Annotated in this window: 11 protein-coding genes and 1 rRNA gene; 4 read left to right on the top strand and 8 right to left on the bottom strand. The window is 43.0% G+C overall.

Annotated elements, in window-relative coordinates; translation table 11 throughout:
* A 5S ribosomal RNA gene (gene rrf / locus AC2D6U_RS08715) occupies window positions 1-78 on the top strand; the annotation flags it as partial.
* 142 nt (window positions 79-220) lie between these two features.
* On the opposite strand, the gene AC2D6U_RS08710 is transcribed toward rrf, so the two are convergent.
* The 5 genes from AC2D6U_RS08710 to AC2D6U_RS08690 are packed head-to-tail and all read right to left on the bottom strand — an operon-like array spanning window position 221 to window position 7394.
* Complete coding sequence (locus AC2D6U_RS08710; protein WP_484720568.1) at window positions 221-1477, bottom strand: M16 family metallopeptidase; 1257 nt, start codon at window positions 1475-1477, stop codon at window positions 221-223.
* Between the two features lie 2 nt (window positions 1478-1479).
* On the bottom strand, window positions 1480-2634 hold the full coding sequence (porV, locus tag AC2D6U_RS08705) for a type IX secretion system outer membrane channel protein PorV (protein WP_484720567.1): 1155 nt from the start codon (window positions 2632-2634) through the stop codon (window positions 1480-1482).
* 30 nt (window positions 2635-2664) lie between these two features.
* Complete coding sequence (gene porU, locus AC2D6U_RS08700; protein WP_484720566.1) at window positions 2665-5994, bottom strand: type IX secretion system sortase PorU; 3330 nt, start codon at window positions 5992-5994, stop codon at window positions 2665-2667.
* Window positions 5995-6018: 24 nt separating this feature from the next.
* Entirely contained in the window at window positions 6019-6708 is a 690-nt protein-coding gene (locus AC2D6U_RS08695; protein WP_484720565.1) for a CDP-alcohol phosphatidyltransferase family protein, read from the bottom strand.
* Window positions 6705-7394, bottom strand: coding sequence for an MBL fold metallo-hydrolase (locus AC2D6U_RS08690; protein ID WP_484720564.1), 690 nt, complete (start codon window positions 7392-7394; stop codon window positions 6705-6707). Before AC2D6U_RS08690 ends, AC2D6U_RS08695 begins: the two co-directional genes overlap by 4 nt.
* 24 nt (window positions 7395-7418) lie before the next feature.
* Here AC2D6U_RS08690 and AC2D6U_RS08685 point away from each other — a divergent pair, with 24 nt between their 5' ends.
* Genes AC2D6U_RS08685 through AC2D6U_RS08675 form a run of 3 tightly spaced genes read left to right on the top strand, consistent with a single transcriptional unit; the run spans window position 7419 to window position 12692 of the window.
* Window positions 7419-8468 (top strand): NAD(P)/FAD-dependent oxidoreductase, encoded by a 1050-nt coding sequence (locus tag AC2D6U_RS08685; protein ID WP_484720563.1) that lies wholly within the window; start codon window positions 7419-7421, stop codon window positions 8466-8468.
* Window positions 8469-8487: 19 nt separating this feature from the next.
* Window positions 8488-11766 (top strand): hypothetical protein, encoded by a 3279-nt coding sequence (locus tag AC2D6U_RS08680; protein ID WP_484720562.1) that lies wholly within the window; start codon window positions 8488-8490, stop codon window positions 11764-11766.
* A 44-nt stretch (window positions 11767-11810) separates the two neighbouring features.
* A complete protein-coding gene (locus AC2D6U_RS08675; protein ID WP_484720561.1) occupies window positions 11811-12692 on the top strand; it encodes a YicC/YloC family endoribonuclease in 882 nt (293 codons plus the stop codon).
* Window positions 12693-12866: 174 nt separating this feature from the next.
* On the opposite strand, the gene AC2D6U_RS08670 is transcribed toward AC2D6U_RS08675, so the two are convergent.
* From AC2D6U_RS08670 to gcvH, 3 genes are all read right to left on the bottom strand, one after another.
* Window positions 12867-13541: an energy transducer TonB gene (locus AC2D6U_RS08670; protein ID WP_484720560.1), complete on the bottom strand. Its 675-nt coding sequence runs from the start codon at window positions 13539-13541 to the stop codon at window positions 12867-12869.
* Between the two features lie 23 nt (window positions 13542-13564).
* Window positions 13565-13891, bottom strand: a complete 327-nt coding sequence (locus AC2D6U_RS08665) for a VanZ family protein (RefSeq protein WP_484720592.1) — start codon at window positions 13889-13891, stop codon at window positions 13565-13567.
* A 63-nt stretch (window positions 13892-13954) separates the two neighbouring features.
* Window positions 13955-14335 carry a glycine cleavage system protein GcvH gene (gene gcvH / locus AC2D6U_RS08660; RefSeq protein ID WP_484720559.1) on the bottom strand — a complete coding sequence of 127 codons (381 nt, stop codon included), beginning with the start codon at window positions 14333-14335 and terminating at the stop codon, window positions 13955-13957.
* Window positions 14336-14372: the final 37 nt, after the last annotated feature.

Raw genomic sequence — 14372 nt, 5'->3', positions numbered from 1 at the left:
CATTCCGAACAGAGAAGTTAAGCTCACTTGCGCTGATGGTACTGCCTCAAAAGGTGGGAGAGTAAGTAGTCGCCAGACCTTTATTAAACCCTGATCGTTCAAACTTTCAGGGTTTTTTTATGCGCTTTTGGGTGTATGTTCGACAGTTGAGCTTCATGTCAAAGCATTAAACAGTGCAATCAACCTTGATTACAGTCCAAAAAGGAAGAAATTAATAGAATTAGGGTCTTCCGACAATAGCTTTGGTAAGCCGATCAAAGTGCAAGTATTGTTGCGCTGTGTGTTGAATATCGTGACCCGATAGCGCACGGAAGTCAGCCAAGTAGGCATCGTAAAAGGAGAGGTCTAACCCTTGGGTGTAGAGCGTCTTGAATTTGTCGATCGCTGCAAAAGGTGCGGAAAGGGAGTTGGCAAAACTGCCCAAGATGTAATTTTTTACGGTATTGAGTTCTTCCTCACTGACCAACTCATTGCGAAGCAGATCAAATTCCAAGTGGATTTGCTTCAATGTATCTTCTTCAGCTTCTTGATTGACCTCTGTACCAATCGTGAAGTAACCCGTTTCTTTTAAGGCATAAAGATGCGATGAGATACCATAGGTATAGCCTTTGTCTTCTCGTATGTTTTTCATTAAGCGCGAGCCAAAGTAGCCTCCAAGAATTTCATTGAGCAGCATAAATGCACTATAGTCTTTATGCTTTCGGTTGAATAGCTCTACTCCTAAACGAATGGAGCTCTGAACGTATTTATCATCCCGCTTTTCGTAATGAGTGGGTACGATTTCCTCTTTTTTATAGCTTGGTTCTAGCCCTTCTTTGGGAGCTTGCTTGAATTGATCATTCAGAATGGACAGAAAGTCTTTTGGTAGTTCTCCCGATAGAAATAAACTAAAGGGTTGAATGTTATTCTTGTAAAGGGCATGCAGATCCTTTATTCCTACCTCCATGACCTCTTCAACACTGGAGGTATAGCCATAGGGGTGTGATCCGAAAAGACTTTTTCTTAAAGCGGTGGATGTGAGGTAACTGCCTTTCTCTTCGTTGAGCTTAATTCGATTGATTTCCTTCTTTTGCAATTGCGTCAAGCGCTCTTCCTTGAACTCAGCTTCATAGAGTACGGAGGCAAAAAGGGCAATATTTTCTTTGAAGAAGCGAGATAATCCGAATAGGCTCAGCATGCCCTGATCGAAGCTAGGAGACGATTCCATAAAGCTGCCGAAACCGTCCACAGCATCTAAAAATGTGCTGCCTGGATATCGCTGCGTTCCTTCCAACAACATCTTGTTTAACAAGGAGCCTGTACTTGCGGATGGTAAGTAGAGAAAGCCGCCTTGATGAACCGCTTCTATCTTAAAGGCTTCAGCACTGTTTTCTTCAACATAGTACAGGTCAATGCCACAGTCTAGTTGCGCGTGTTCAACCGTCGGGATACGGATGTCCTGAATTTGGTTGATCTTGGGGGCAATTGATCTATCCAATACTACTGATCTGATCGAGGTGATAAATCAAAAATGATTCCGAAACGCAGTGTTTCAGCCAATGGGTGCTCTTGGAATTGTGGGATCAAATAAGAGAAATTGATCTCGAATTTTTTGATGTTAAAACCCGCTCCAAAGTTGAAGTATTTTCGATTTCCTTTGTTTTGGTTCTCATAAAAATACCCAGCTCTAAGCGCAAAGGTCTCTTTGTATTCATACTCAGCACCAAACGAGATCATGATTTCTTGTAACTCCTCAGTGAAGCCTCCAGGGGCATCGCCAAATGAACTGAACATCCCTTCGATCAATCCTTTTTCGCGCTCAGAGCCGTCACCTTGTGGTGTCGGTACCATTAATTTGTTAAAGTCTAATGCAAGGGTCAGCTTGTTATAAGGGTCAATGAAGCTGGTCAGCGCACCACCGATCTTCAAATTGGTAGGAATGAAATCTTCCTCATCTGCACTGTTGTAGGTGATCTTTGAACCAATATTTGAGAGAACAACACCATAGGATAATAAGGATTGCTTGTTGAGCACGCTAAGATCGAAATTGTGATAAAGTCCGATGTCCGCCGCGATACTCGTTCCCGGTTTTGGATCTGTCACAGGGCTCGTGGTGATGTTGCCCGACAGGTTAGAGTGAATGAATTTACCCGTGATGCCTAAGCTCAAGTTCTCAGCTAGCTTTCGAGAGTAAGATGCAGCCAGCGCAAATTCTCTTGGGTTGAAACTACCCAGACTTCCACCGGATCCATCGGTCAATTCAATATCTCCTAAATCAAAATAGGTCATCGAAAGTCCAAAGGCCTGATCATTCCCAATTTTTTTGTAGCCCGTCAAATAAGAAATGGACATGTCATCCACGTATTTGCTCAGCCAAGGGGTAAAGGAAAGTGCAACTCCGGCAGATTTATTAATGAATGCAAGTTTTGCCGGATTCCAATAGGTGGCATTGGCATCCGGTTGTGTAGCAGCTCCCACATCTCCCATGGCGCCACTGACAGGATCAGGTGCAATCAGTAAAAAGGGAACAGCCGTTGTGATCACCCGTCGGCTGGTGTCTTGTCCACTGATGACTCCAGAATTTTGTGCATTTAAAGGGAAAATTATAAGAACTGTAAGTATCAGCGATAAAAATATACCAAACCGTTGGTGCATAGGATAAATGTTCAAGGTCAATATTTTGGTTTAATATGAAATGATCAGCTTCTTACGTTTAGACTCGCTTAAACCACTTAATCGAGAACTGATTCGAATGTCATAAATATACACTCCTTTTTCTAATCGCTTACCCAATTGGTCGGCAATATCCCAGCTTATCAATAGTTCTGGCGGGGCTTCACTGATCTGCTCCATTTTTTTTGCAATGTAATTCCCATTCACATCAAAGAGCTGAATGGTTACTTCAAGAAAATCCCCAGCCAATTGATGCGCTATTAGGAAGTTTGTCTCGTTTTCTAACGGATTGGGGTAGTTCTTTATTTCATTGATCAAGCGAGAATTTGTTCCCACCCAAAAACTAAGTTCTTCCTTTCCTCTGTTCCCCCTGTTGTCCCAGAAATACAAGGTCAAGTGATTGTTGCCTTGGGGTAAATTCTCAATCAAGTAGGTGACCATGCCTTTCTGGTATTGATCAGGCAAATGGCGATAATGCGCATTCAAATTAATAGTCATCGAGTCATTCACCACCAATAACAGCTCTTGCCCTAAGGCATTTGAAGAGATATTGATTCCATTTTCGTCTTGCAATAAACCAATCAATCTGACACGGTTCGGATATGAGGAGACCAGTGCGCTTGATGTGTCGTTCAAGAATAATCTACCAGTAGGAGGAAGCTCATCGCTCTCCACTTCATTGGCCGATCCACCAAGAATGAATTCCTCAAATGCACCAAAAGCATCGCTGCTTTTGTCTTGGTTGCGTGCATAGAACTGTATCCGTGCCTTATCAAAGGTATAATCTATGTTTTGTGGAACCTGAGTGGTGATCTGAAACGAACCATTCTCTACCGAAACCTCTCCTCGTACCAAAACCTGGTCTTTTTCGGTAAAATCAAATGGAGGACTTTCCGTACCAAAGGTGGTCTTAACTGACGGTTTATCGATCAATTCGTAACCTAAGGTTCCATTGAAGTTGGGTTGGTTGAGTACCTCGCCATTGAAGGTGATTTCTTCAAAGGCGCGAATTGTATCTTGTCCGTTTCCCGGTCTTCCATTGATTTCATTGATCCCAATTCTGTGTGAAGGGATGGCTAATCGCATGCTTGGGTCACCCAGTAAAATGAAGTTTCTATTGATGCTTCCTTCTAGGCTATTGTTTTTCGTGTATTTAATGATGTCACCAAGTCTTCGATATTCTCCATTTTCAAGACTGAGCATCACCTCGTAAAGGGCTTCATTCAAGGTAAAATTAGTGCTGGAAAAAACCGGTCGGGCAGTGGTCACCAAACCGATGGCACCGGACTGCTTTTTGGTGATCAAAAACTCCGCTCCTGAAACGGTATTGGGATCGTCGTTGCGACCAAATTCACAAGTTGCCGTTACCAAAAAAGGAAGCTTATCGGGATTATTCCATTGTTCCATGGTTTGGAAGGTTAGGATACGCTCTTGCATCCAGCCAAACTCTGCCCCATGTCCAGTGAAATTGATCAATAAACGACCTTCATGGACAGCGTCGAGTAATGCTTTTTCTGCCTCAGGAGAGGCTTCGCCATTGGGAAGATTTTCTTGCTTAAAGGCATCCAAATACAATTTATTGATCTCAAACTCTGGCTGTTCGTTGGTGACTGTAGTAGCCAAGATATCTGCATCCCGTTGATGTATGTTACGATCCCCATCATCTGCAACAAAGGTGAGTTTTGTTCTCCAATCTCCTTTTTCAGGGCCATTCAACTGATAGCTTTTCCATTTTTCCACAAAGTCCCAGGCCTGTTGAACGGAGGTAACAGGGATTCTGCCAATGCCCACTTCTACATCATGGTCTCCCGCTCTACTTTCAATCCATTCCCCTTCATCAGGCTCTAGAAAACCGAAATAGTCGTCCGACGAAAAACTAAAGAGAGGGTGAAGAGAATTTCTCGATTCATAGGTGGGGATAAAATTGGAATTGGAGGATATGCGGTCTTTGTAGTCGTAAGATCCTTTTCCAAAGAAAAGCACATAGCTCAACCGATTGGATTGTGCATACTTTGTGCGAATGAAGTTCCTGATGGCCGTTAGGTCAGGTCTTCCCGCGCTAAATTCATTATACACCTGTTCTATCGTTGTGACCATGACCTCCATCTGATCATGGGTTCGCCTAAATGCAGCCATGGCCTCTGCTTGCTCAAGGAAAGTTGCATGCGTAATGATAATGAATTCAGGAGTTGACGCGCCCAAAAGGTCTTGGGGCTGAATTTCTTCAAAAAGTGTAGGTTCTGGTGTGCGATTCGGATCAAAGACCCAAAACTTTTGTAAGCTATTCGTGAATGTACTGAAACGGGTTTCGCTCCCGTTTTGCCTTGTCTTTTGTGATTGGGGATTTAACGGATCTGTCACATTCCACACATGAATGTCCGCATTACCAGGAACCACAAATTCGGAGACTGGATTGGTCAAACTTTCTGCGTTGGTCAATAGAAAATTTTCATTGAATTGGTTTAACACGGGAATTTGCAACAAGTATTTGTTCAAATAAGCTGTCGCATTCGTACTGCCATTGCGGTCGTAACTGATCGCTAAACTAATGTTTTGCTGTGCTTGAAAAGGATAGACCAAAGACTGCTCATTCCCTTTGATGGTGTATTGCTGGTTCGGAATGGCATTGAAGTTCATGGTTTCATTGCTGCCATTGATTGTTATGTTCAAGGAGGTCGATGTAAAGGCTTGCGCCATAGCATCAATACTTATTTTCGCTTCTTCTTCCTTTACCTCTTGCAAGGAATGGTTGAAGGCAAGTGCATTATTCGTGAGTCTCTCGCCATACCATTCACGACCGGAACTTAGAAGGTTGGTTAATTCTTCTTCGTGGTAAATAATGTGGTGGTGCCAGTCGTAGCTAGCAAAGCCAGTGCCCAGGTCTAACGATTCAGCTAGGGTAAGACCTGCGGATTCGCCAAGGGTAATGAAATAGGAGATCTGATCAGTATATAGATTTTTATCTATTGTGAAGACCTCATCCTCATGAGTGTAGCTTAGGTGGTCAATGGCATCAACGTAGAAATAAATACGTTCTCCCGGAAGTAGACGATTTGGTGATGACGTCGCACGTTGGATAGGAATTTCAACTATACTCTCAGGCCAATCGGCATCATTCCTTTGAGGGAGCATTCCTCCTGGCAAACCAAAGAGTTGAATTTTTGACGGATCAAGAGTTTCTGCATCAAACCCCATGTTCTTGAGCGTTTCATAGCTGAGAGAGTGAACACCGGGTTCGGAAAATGTCATCTTGACCCAGCGACCAGAGGACAGGGGGCTTTGCTGAGCCACTACGCCGTTTAAGAATACGAAGGCCAATATGGTGAGCAAGTACTTTTGCATCGGTCCTTTATGGAACGTAAAAGATCAAGTTGAAGTGTAGTGTTTGTAGATTGAAAGACTCAGATATAGCAACATAATGAAGGGGGCTGCCGACCAAGCAAAAATGAATGCGAGGATGAGTGACCCCAAGATCAGCAGGTACCGATCCCAATTACTTCGGACATCTTTAGATTTAAATTTTAGAGAGATCATCCGCATATTGCTGATCATAAGAACGGAAAAAACTAGGGCGAGCCCGACCAACACGATCTCCTGACTAAGCCAAGCATCAACAAAGGTCTGCGGTTGCAAGGCAATCATCAATAGCGCTGCTGAGAATAAGCCATGAGCCGTGGTGCTAATGCCTTTGAAACTATCTGTTTGATCCTTTTGGGCGTTGAACTTGGCTAAGCGCCAGGCAGAACATACAGGAATGATCAGCATAATGGCCGATGCGTTCATGTCTTGCACGAGATGCCAATAAATGAAGCCAGGAAGTACACCAAAGGTGATGAGATCAGCCAAAGAGTCTAACTGAGCACCAATCTCAGATTGTGCATGAAGTGCTTTGGCTAAAAAGCCGTCGAAAAAGTCAAGAATGGCTGCTGTAAGTATGAAATAACTGACCCAGTGGATGTCGTTTGGTTGCGCCTTCAGAATCCAATAAATACCAACTACGCCGAGGCAGAGATTACCCAGTGTGAATAAGTTCGGTATGAATTTGATCAGTCTCATTGGTTCGTTAATCCACAAAAAGGATTTGAGGCTTTTTCTCTACCGATTGTTGTCGGCATGCCATGGCCAGTGTATACAACGGTATCATCGGGGAATGTAAAGAATTTGGTGTGAATGCTATTGATCAATGTCGTCAGGTCTCCACCAGGTAAGTCCGTTCTGCCTATGCTCCCTTCGAATAAAACATCTCCACCAATGATGAACTTTTTAGTTGCATCGTAGAAGGCGATATGACCTGGTGCGTGGCCCGGTACAAAAACATTCTGCAAGGTCGTTTGGCCAAATTGAATCGAATCGGCTTCAGACAAAAGTTGATCAGGTACGGCTGCCTCGTATTGCTGAAATCCATAACTGGGCGCATAAGCGGCTACAGCGTTTAAGGTTTCCACTTCTTTATCTCCGATGAGAAGAGGGATTCCGTAGGTTTTTTGAACAAAGGCATTACCCAATACATGATCAATATGGCAGTGGGTATTTAGTATGGCCTTGGGGCTAAGCTTTTCGTTTGAGATGAAACTCGTGAGCATTTCCTGCTCTTCCGGTTCATAGCAACCTGGGTCAACGATGACCGATTCTTTGCTCTCATCAAAAAGCACGTAGGTGTTCTCCATAAAAGGGTTGAAGGTGAAAGACTTGATCTCAACCATAGTATTTGCTTCTGTTCCTGTTTGTAAAATTGTATTCATGCGAAGTTAAACTAATTTCACAGCATGTGCATAGATTATCTTATCGTCGGCCAAGGGATTGCCGGGTCTATCTTAGCAGAGCATTGCCTTAGAAAGGGCTTAAAGATTCGAGTGATCGCCGCGCCGCATCTCTCGAACGCTTCTTTAGTAGCAGGCGGTTTGTATAACCCAATTACAGGTCGGAAGATGGTCAAAACCTGGAATTGTGACGCGCTATTTGATTACCTCATTCCTTTCTATGAACAATTGGAAAAGACCTTAAATCAGCGATTTTTACATGATTTACCCATCTACCGTCCTTTCTTAAGCATTGAAGCACAGAATGAATGGATGGGGAAATCTGCGGAAACCGGCTTTGATCGATACATTGAGAAGACCTTTTCTCAAGGGAGTTTCGATCAGTTGAAGGATGAGTTCGGAGGGATCTTATTGAAACGATCGGGTTATTTAGACACCAAAAGATTTGTTGAAGCCTACGGCAGCTACCTCAAGGGCAAAGAGCTTCTTGTAGAAGAGGCGTTCGATCCAAGCGCTATCGTGCGCAACGGAGAAGAAATTCAATACAAAGCATTTCGCCCCAAAGGCATTATTTTTTGCGAAGGAACGGCTGTGGAAAACAACCCCTTATTCAACTGGTTGCCATTTCGGCCGGTGAAGGGCGAACTGCTGACCATTGAAAGCCACCATCAGCCCAAAGTCATCTACAACCGCGGAGTATTTGTTATTGGGAAGGAAGCACCATTTGCTACTGTTGGAGCGACTTATGACCATAATGACTTGAATTTAGTTGCAACCGAAAGGGGCCGAATTCAGTTAATAGAGAAGCTGGATAAATTGATCAATTACGAATACAAGGTGGTTGATCAAAAAGTTGGAATTCGTCCGGCAACAAAAGATAGAAGACCTATCATTGGAAGGCATCCGCGAGAGGAAAACATGTACATATTCAACGGTCTGGGAGCGAAAGGAGTGTCACTGGCGCCTTATTATGCCAGTCAGTTGGTAAATCATCTGTTGAATCAAGCTAAACTTGATGACGAGGTCAATATAAAGCGCTATTTTTCGTTATTTTGAGTAATCTTTTGAGAGTAGCATGCGAAGAAGAATAGGTTGGGTGTTCTTAGTGGTTTTTATGTCCTTGATAGGCATGCAACATGCGTATGCACAAACCTACAAAGAGCGCTTTGGGAAGAACCGCATCCAATACAAAGAATTCAACTGGAAATTCTACCAGTCTGAGAATTATGAGGTGTATTACTATGCAGGTGGTGAGGAGCTTGCAAAAGAGACGGTCACCTATTTAGAGGAAGAATTCGGTCGGATCACAGAGACCATCGGGTATTACCCATACACCAAGACCCGCATCTTTTTATACAATTCAGTCATTGATAAGCAGCAAAGTAATATTGGCATACGAGGCCAAGATTTTAGCATAGGTGGACAAACGGAGTTTGTTCAGGCGCAGCTCGAACTGGCCTATTCAGGTGACTTGGCTTCGTTCAAGGAAAAATCCATTTACGCTGTGACGGACATGCTGATTCATGAGATGCTTTATGGTGGGAATATCGCTGAGATGTTTCAAAGTGCATTTACCTCGCCAATACCGAAATGGTTCACTTCAGGAGCCTCCGAATACGTTGCTTACGGATGGAATAAGGAAATGGATGACTTGGCCCGAGAATACGTTTACCACAACCAAACAGATAAGTTTGCGCGGTTGAGTGAGGAAACCAATAAGGTCATTGGTCATTCCATTTGGAATTTTATTGTTCAAAAGTATGGCAGAAGGAGTATTTCAAATATCCTAAACCTGGCTCGTATCATTAGAAACGAAGAGAATAGCATCAGCAGAACGCTTGGCGTTCCTTTCGATCAATTCATTTTAGAATGGAGGACCTTTTACAGCACCATCAATACCAACTTGTTAGAAGCATACGAAGAACCACAAGCTGATTACAAGATCACCGGTAAGAACAGGCCTGAGGAAAAATATACGGATATTGAATTCAACCCCAATGGTAAATATTTGGCCTATACAGCCGCGAAAGACGGCCGATTTGAAGTGCGTGTTGTGGATATGGATAACCAGCGTGAGGGCGTCGTTTACAAAGGGGGGCTACGCCTTATTGATCAAGAGATTGAAAACAACTTGCCACTTCTAAGCTGGGCTGATTCCACTACTCTAGGAATAGTTTATGCCGAAGGGGGGACTAATGTGCTTGCCGTTAAGCGAATGAACACCAAAGGGGAACAAAAGATCAGAATTCCTAGACTGAGTCATATCCAAAGCTTTGATTTCAAGTCTGGCGGAAGACAGGCCGTTTTGACGGGTACCTTGAATGGGGTGAGTGATGTGTTTTTGTATAACATTGTTCGAGGCCAAGTGCGTAACATTACGACAGACCGATATGATGATCGGGATGTGAAGTATTTCCGAGGAAGCAATCAGATTCTATTTAGCTCGAATAGGCCAAGCGACAGCGTTTATGTGACAGGACCAAAAACAATAGAAGAAGCGGAACTCAACAAATTCAATCTGTTCAGCTACGACCTTGATTTCCCAGACAGCACCTTTGGCAAATTGACCAATGGACTGGCGCTGGAAACAAAGCCTGCCATGAGCACCAACAGAGAGATACTTTACCTGAGCGATCAGCAAGGCATTAATAACTTATATACTTACTCCGTAACGGACTCATTGAGTGTACAGCTGACTAATTTTGTCTACGGCATAGAAGCGTTTGCCTATGATGCCAACAAAGAACGATTGGCTTTTATTTCAAAAAGTAATACGCGAGATGCCATTTACCTGCAATCCTTAACTACTGATGAAAGCATCTTCACCCCAGTTACACCAAGAAAAGCGCAGGAAACTTCCAGGCTTTTGGCCGAATTAAGAAGAGCCCGTCTCTTACAAAACCAAGTGTCTAGAGATTCTATTCTCAATGAAAAGAAAGCGGAGTTGCTGGTTAGTCCGAAAAGAACGGTGGATACCATAAAAGCGGGGGCAATCAATACGGAAGATTACCAGTTCAGGAACGCGTCAACCACTAAAGTGGATACAAAGAATTATCAATTTGAGAAACCGAAGGAACCGGTAAATCCATTGGAGAAAGCAAATTCCTTTCTCAGCATCTATCAAAACACCACTAGTGATGAAGCGGTCAAGGGGCCATTCACTTACCGTAATCGAATGCAAACCGACAATCTCATCACTTCATTCGTAATTGATGAGATCAGGTCCTTTTCCACCTTGATGGAGATCGAGATGAATGATTTTCTTGAGAACCATAGGTTCCAAGGGGGGATTCTGATTCCTCTGAGTTTCAACCAAGGATATGATGTTTTTGCGGAATACGAATACCTCAAATACCGCATCGATTTCTCTGCGAAATATTACCGCAAGTCGATCGTGCAGCGAGATCCATCACGCTTTTTGAATCAACGGTATAATCTCGATCGATTTGAAGTGGGCTTTAAGTTACCATTTACACAGCGGTTCAGAGTTGAGCTTAATCCGTTTTACAGTCAAACGAGGTATTTGGATAGTGATGTACGTTTATTCATCCCATCAAATAATCCTGCCCAATTCGAGCCGAATGTGGTACGAAGATATTTGGGCTATAACCTGGGGCTGATCTATGATAACAGTGTCGTGACAGGAACCAATATTCACGAAGGAACAAGAGCAAAAATTGAAATGGAGTCTCACCTGAAGGCAAATGGAGAGGCAGCGACTTTCCATAATTTAGAAGCAGATTTTAGGCATTACCAGCGCATATCCAAAGGCTTGTTGATTGCCGGGCGCCTGCACTTTGGGAGTTACTTCGGAAGCGATCCAAAGCGTTACATGCTTGGAGGAGTAGACAATTGGGCGTTTAACCAAACCGATGGTTCTGGCGAAGAAGGAGATCCACTTTTCTTCAGCACCCTATTGGACAATAGCGATGTTTTATTCAATAAGTTCGTGAATCTGAGAGGCTATAATTACAACAGGTTCCAAGGAAGAAATGTATTAAGCGCTAGTGCTGAAATTCGGGTACCGATCAATCAACTGTTGAACAATAACGAGCTAAGATCAAACTTCTTACGCAACCTTCAAATCATCGGTTATTACGACATCGGGTCTGCATGGGACGACCTTTCACCTTTTCAAGAACGCAATAATTTGAATATTGAAGAGATCAGAACCGAGGGTTCACCCTTTTCTGCATTGATCAATAACTTCAATAATCCGTGGTTACAAAGCACAGGCGTTGGGGTTCGCACCATGCTGTTCGGTTTCTTTTCTAGAATAGATCTTTCATTCCCTATTCAAAACTTTGAGGTACAAAACCCTCAATTCCAACTCTCATTCGGATACGATTTTTAAGCAATGCTTAATTGCGTATTTTTGGCCTCACTTATAATGCTCCTATGCTAAGATCGATGACGGGCTATGGCCTAGCAAAAGGCCAACACGAAGGCCTCAATATTACAGTAGAAATCAGAACACTCAATTCGAAGTTTTTGGACGCACAGATCAGGTTGCCCAAGAACATGCAAGACAAGGAACTTGACGTCCGCAATAAGCTGTCGACTTCTTTGGTAAGGGGTAAAGTTTCTGTCAGCATTGAAGTGATCAATGAATCGGCAGGACTGAATTCATCAGTAGTGAACCAAGAATTATTCAAAGCTTATTATCAAGAATTCAGTGAGCTGGCAGATGAACTGGGTGCAGACAAAGCGGACTTATTTCGTTTGGCCCTACACAGTCCTGATGTGCTGAACGGTGGCGCTGTGTCCGATGAGGAGCTCACTGAACAATGGAAATTGATCAATAGCTTCCTCGAAAAGGCCCTTGAAAAGTGTAATGAATTTCGAGCTCAAGAAGGAGCAAAGCTCGAGGATGAGCTCGTTGGCTATATCAAGAACATAGGAGAGAAGTTGGAGGAAGTGAAGCGACTAGATCCTGAACGTACTGAGGTTATTAAAGAGAGAATATACAGTCATCAGGAAGAAATCAGTGGTTCCGATGAATTCGATAAAAATCGATTCGAAGCCGAAATGATCTATTACATCGAAAAACTCGATATCAGTGAGGAGCTCGTTAGACTCAAGGCCCACCTAGATTACTTTTTAGAGGTATTGGCATTGCCTGATTCCCAGGGTAAAAAGTTGGGCTTTGTCAGTCAAGAGATCGGAAGAGAGATCAATACAATTGGAAGCAAAGCGAATCACGCTCCCGTACAGCGATTAGTGATCGACATGAAAGATGATCTGGAAAAGGTAAAAGAGCAATTACTCAATGTCATCTGATACGAATGGCAGCGCTCCTTTCTTTGTAAAGTAATGAACTCTTCTCAGAGCGTTAGAACGAGCTTAGTGATGACAGTTGGGGGGGAATGGAAGATCATCCAACCCTACTAAAAACAACTAATTAATTAGTTAAATAGGAGGTAAAAAAGCCCGAACGAATCGGGCCTTTTCTTTTTATTTTAGTCTAAAGACAATTCTTAATTGCATTCTTGATTTTACAGCACGTCCTCGTTGCTTACCCGGCGCCCATTTCGGCGAATTCTTAAGCACTCGGATGGCCTCTTCGTCACAGCCGCCGCCAATACCTCTGATCACCTGAATGTCAGAAATATTACCGCCTTTGTCTACAACGAATGACAAGAAAACAGCTCCTTCAATACCCATTCGCGTTGCTTGGCGAGGGTACTTCAAATTCTTTCTTAAATAGCTATTCCATTCACCCATTCCACCAGGGAAGGATGCCTGCTCTTCTACTACCAAAAAGATTTGATCAACTTCTTCTTCTTCTGGTTCCTCTTCAAAGACAATTTCTTCTACCTCTGTCTCTTCTGTGATTTCCACATCAAGGTCGATTTCAATTTCTTCTTCGATCTCTTCTTCATCTGGAATCTCAATGATCTGAGGTTGCTGAATTTTTGGTGGCGGTGGTGGTGGTTGCTCGGTAGGAGGAATCTCCGTCAATTCTTCAAAGTCATCTGCTACCATACCTAGGTCCATGATCTCGCCTTTTTCGTATTTTTTCCATTCGAAAGCGGCAAGCGTTAAACCTAAACTCACAACCAAACCGATCGCAAGGAAGAGCGATGTCTTCTTTGTAATATCAGCTTGTGGGGTTTTTTTAGCTTCCATTTTTCTTTTGTTAGATTCTAAAACTATAACATTAGTTTATTAATCACAAACTTCTGTCGGATAAAGATCGAAAAAATAATCACTCCAACAAGACCGCCTGTAAAATTGGCAATAAAATCGTACAAATCGAACATTCTTCCTGGCACAAAGCGTTGAAGAAATTCAAGTAGACTACCATAAACTATACATATAGTTAACGGTATGCCGTAGGATTTTATTGCCGTTTTAGTTTGTTGTCGGATCCATCCGAGACAAAGCAAGAAGGACAACCCGGCAAAAACAGCGACATGTACGAGTTTATCGTACGATAGCAACTTACTTTCCGGAAAAGCGTCTTGAGGAAGCAGCATCAGTACGCCGATAACTGCTGCCCAAATGACACTTGAAATTTTTGCTATCCGTTGAAGTAGCATTTAAGCACCAACGTGTGCACCGTAATCTGCCGCACTCATTAGCTTATCCAATTGGCTTGGGTCGGAGAGTTTCACTTTCACCATCCATCCTGCCTCGTAAGGGCTGTCATTTACTGTTTCAGGGGCATCCTCTAAAACTTCATTGACTTTGAGCACTTCTCCTGACACTGGCATGAAAAGGTCAGAAACTGTTTTTACAGCTTCAACAGTACCAAATACTTCTTCTGCCTCAAGTGTTTCGCCTTCGGTCTCAATTTCAACATAAACAATATCGCCAAGTTCACCTTGTGCGAAATCTGTGATACCGATCGTGGCAATATCACCTTCAACTTTGACCCATTCGTGGTCGTTTGTGTACTTTAATTCTTCAGGAATATTCATATTCAGCTAATTCAGAGCTCAAAAATAAATGGATTCT

The organism is Roseivirga sp. YIW32 (assembly GCF_057219245.1).
This window is presented reverse-complemented; position numbering and strand designations above follow the sequence as displayed.

What these genes read in the sequence shown, in the direction of transcription:
- AC2D6U_RS08695 (WP_484720565.1), bottom strand. Translation starts at nt 6,708, where the DNA reads ATGAGACTGATCAAATTCATACCGAACTTATTCACACTGGGTAATCTC.
- AC2D6U_RS08690 (WP_484720564.1), bottom strand. Translation starts at nt 7,394, where the DNA reads ATGAATACAATTTTACAAACAGGAACAGAAGCAAATACTATGGTTGAG.
- AC2D6U_RS08675 (WP_484720561.1), top strand. Translation starts at nt 11,811, where the DNA reads ATGCTAAGATCGATGACGGGCTATGGCCTAGCAAAAGGCCAACACGAA.
- gcvH (WP_484720559.1), bottom strand. Translation starts at nt 14,335, where the DNA reads ATGAATATTCCTGAAGAATTAAAGTACACAAACGACCACGAATGGGTC.
- porU (WP_484720566.1), bottom strand. Translation starts at nt 5,994, where the DNA reads ATGCAAAAGTACTTGCTCACCATATTGGCCTTCGTATTCTTAAACGGC.
- AC2D6U_RS08665 (WP_484720592.1), bottom strand. Translation starts at nt 13,891, where the DNA reads ATGCTGCTTCCTCAAGACGCTTTTCCGGAAAGTAAGTTGCTATCGTAC.
- AC2D6U_RS08685 (WP_484720563.1), top strand. Translation starts at nt 7,419, where the DNA reads ATGTGCATAGATTATCTTATCGTCGGCCAAGGGATTGCCGGGTCTATC.
- porV (WP_484720567.1), bottom strand. Translation starts at nt 2,634, where the DNA reads ATGCACCAACGGTTTGGTATATTTTTATCGCTGATACTTACAGTTCTT.
- AC2D6U_RS08680 (WP_484720562.1), top strand. Translation starts at nt 8,488, where the DNA reads ATGCGAAGAAGAATAGGTTGGGTGTTCTTAGTGGTTTTTATGTCCTTG.
- AC2D6U_RS08670 (WP_484720560.1), bottom strand. Translation starts at nt 13,541, where the DNA reads ATGGAAGCTAAAAAAACCCCACAAGCTGATATTACAAAGAAGACATCG.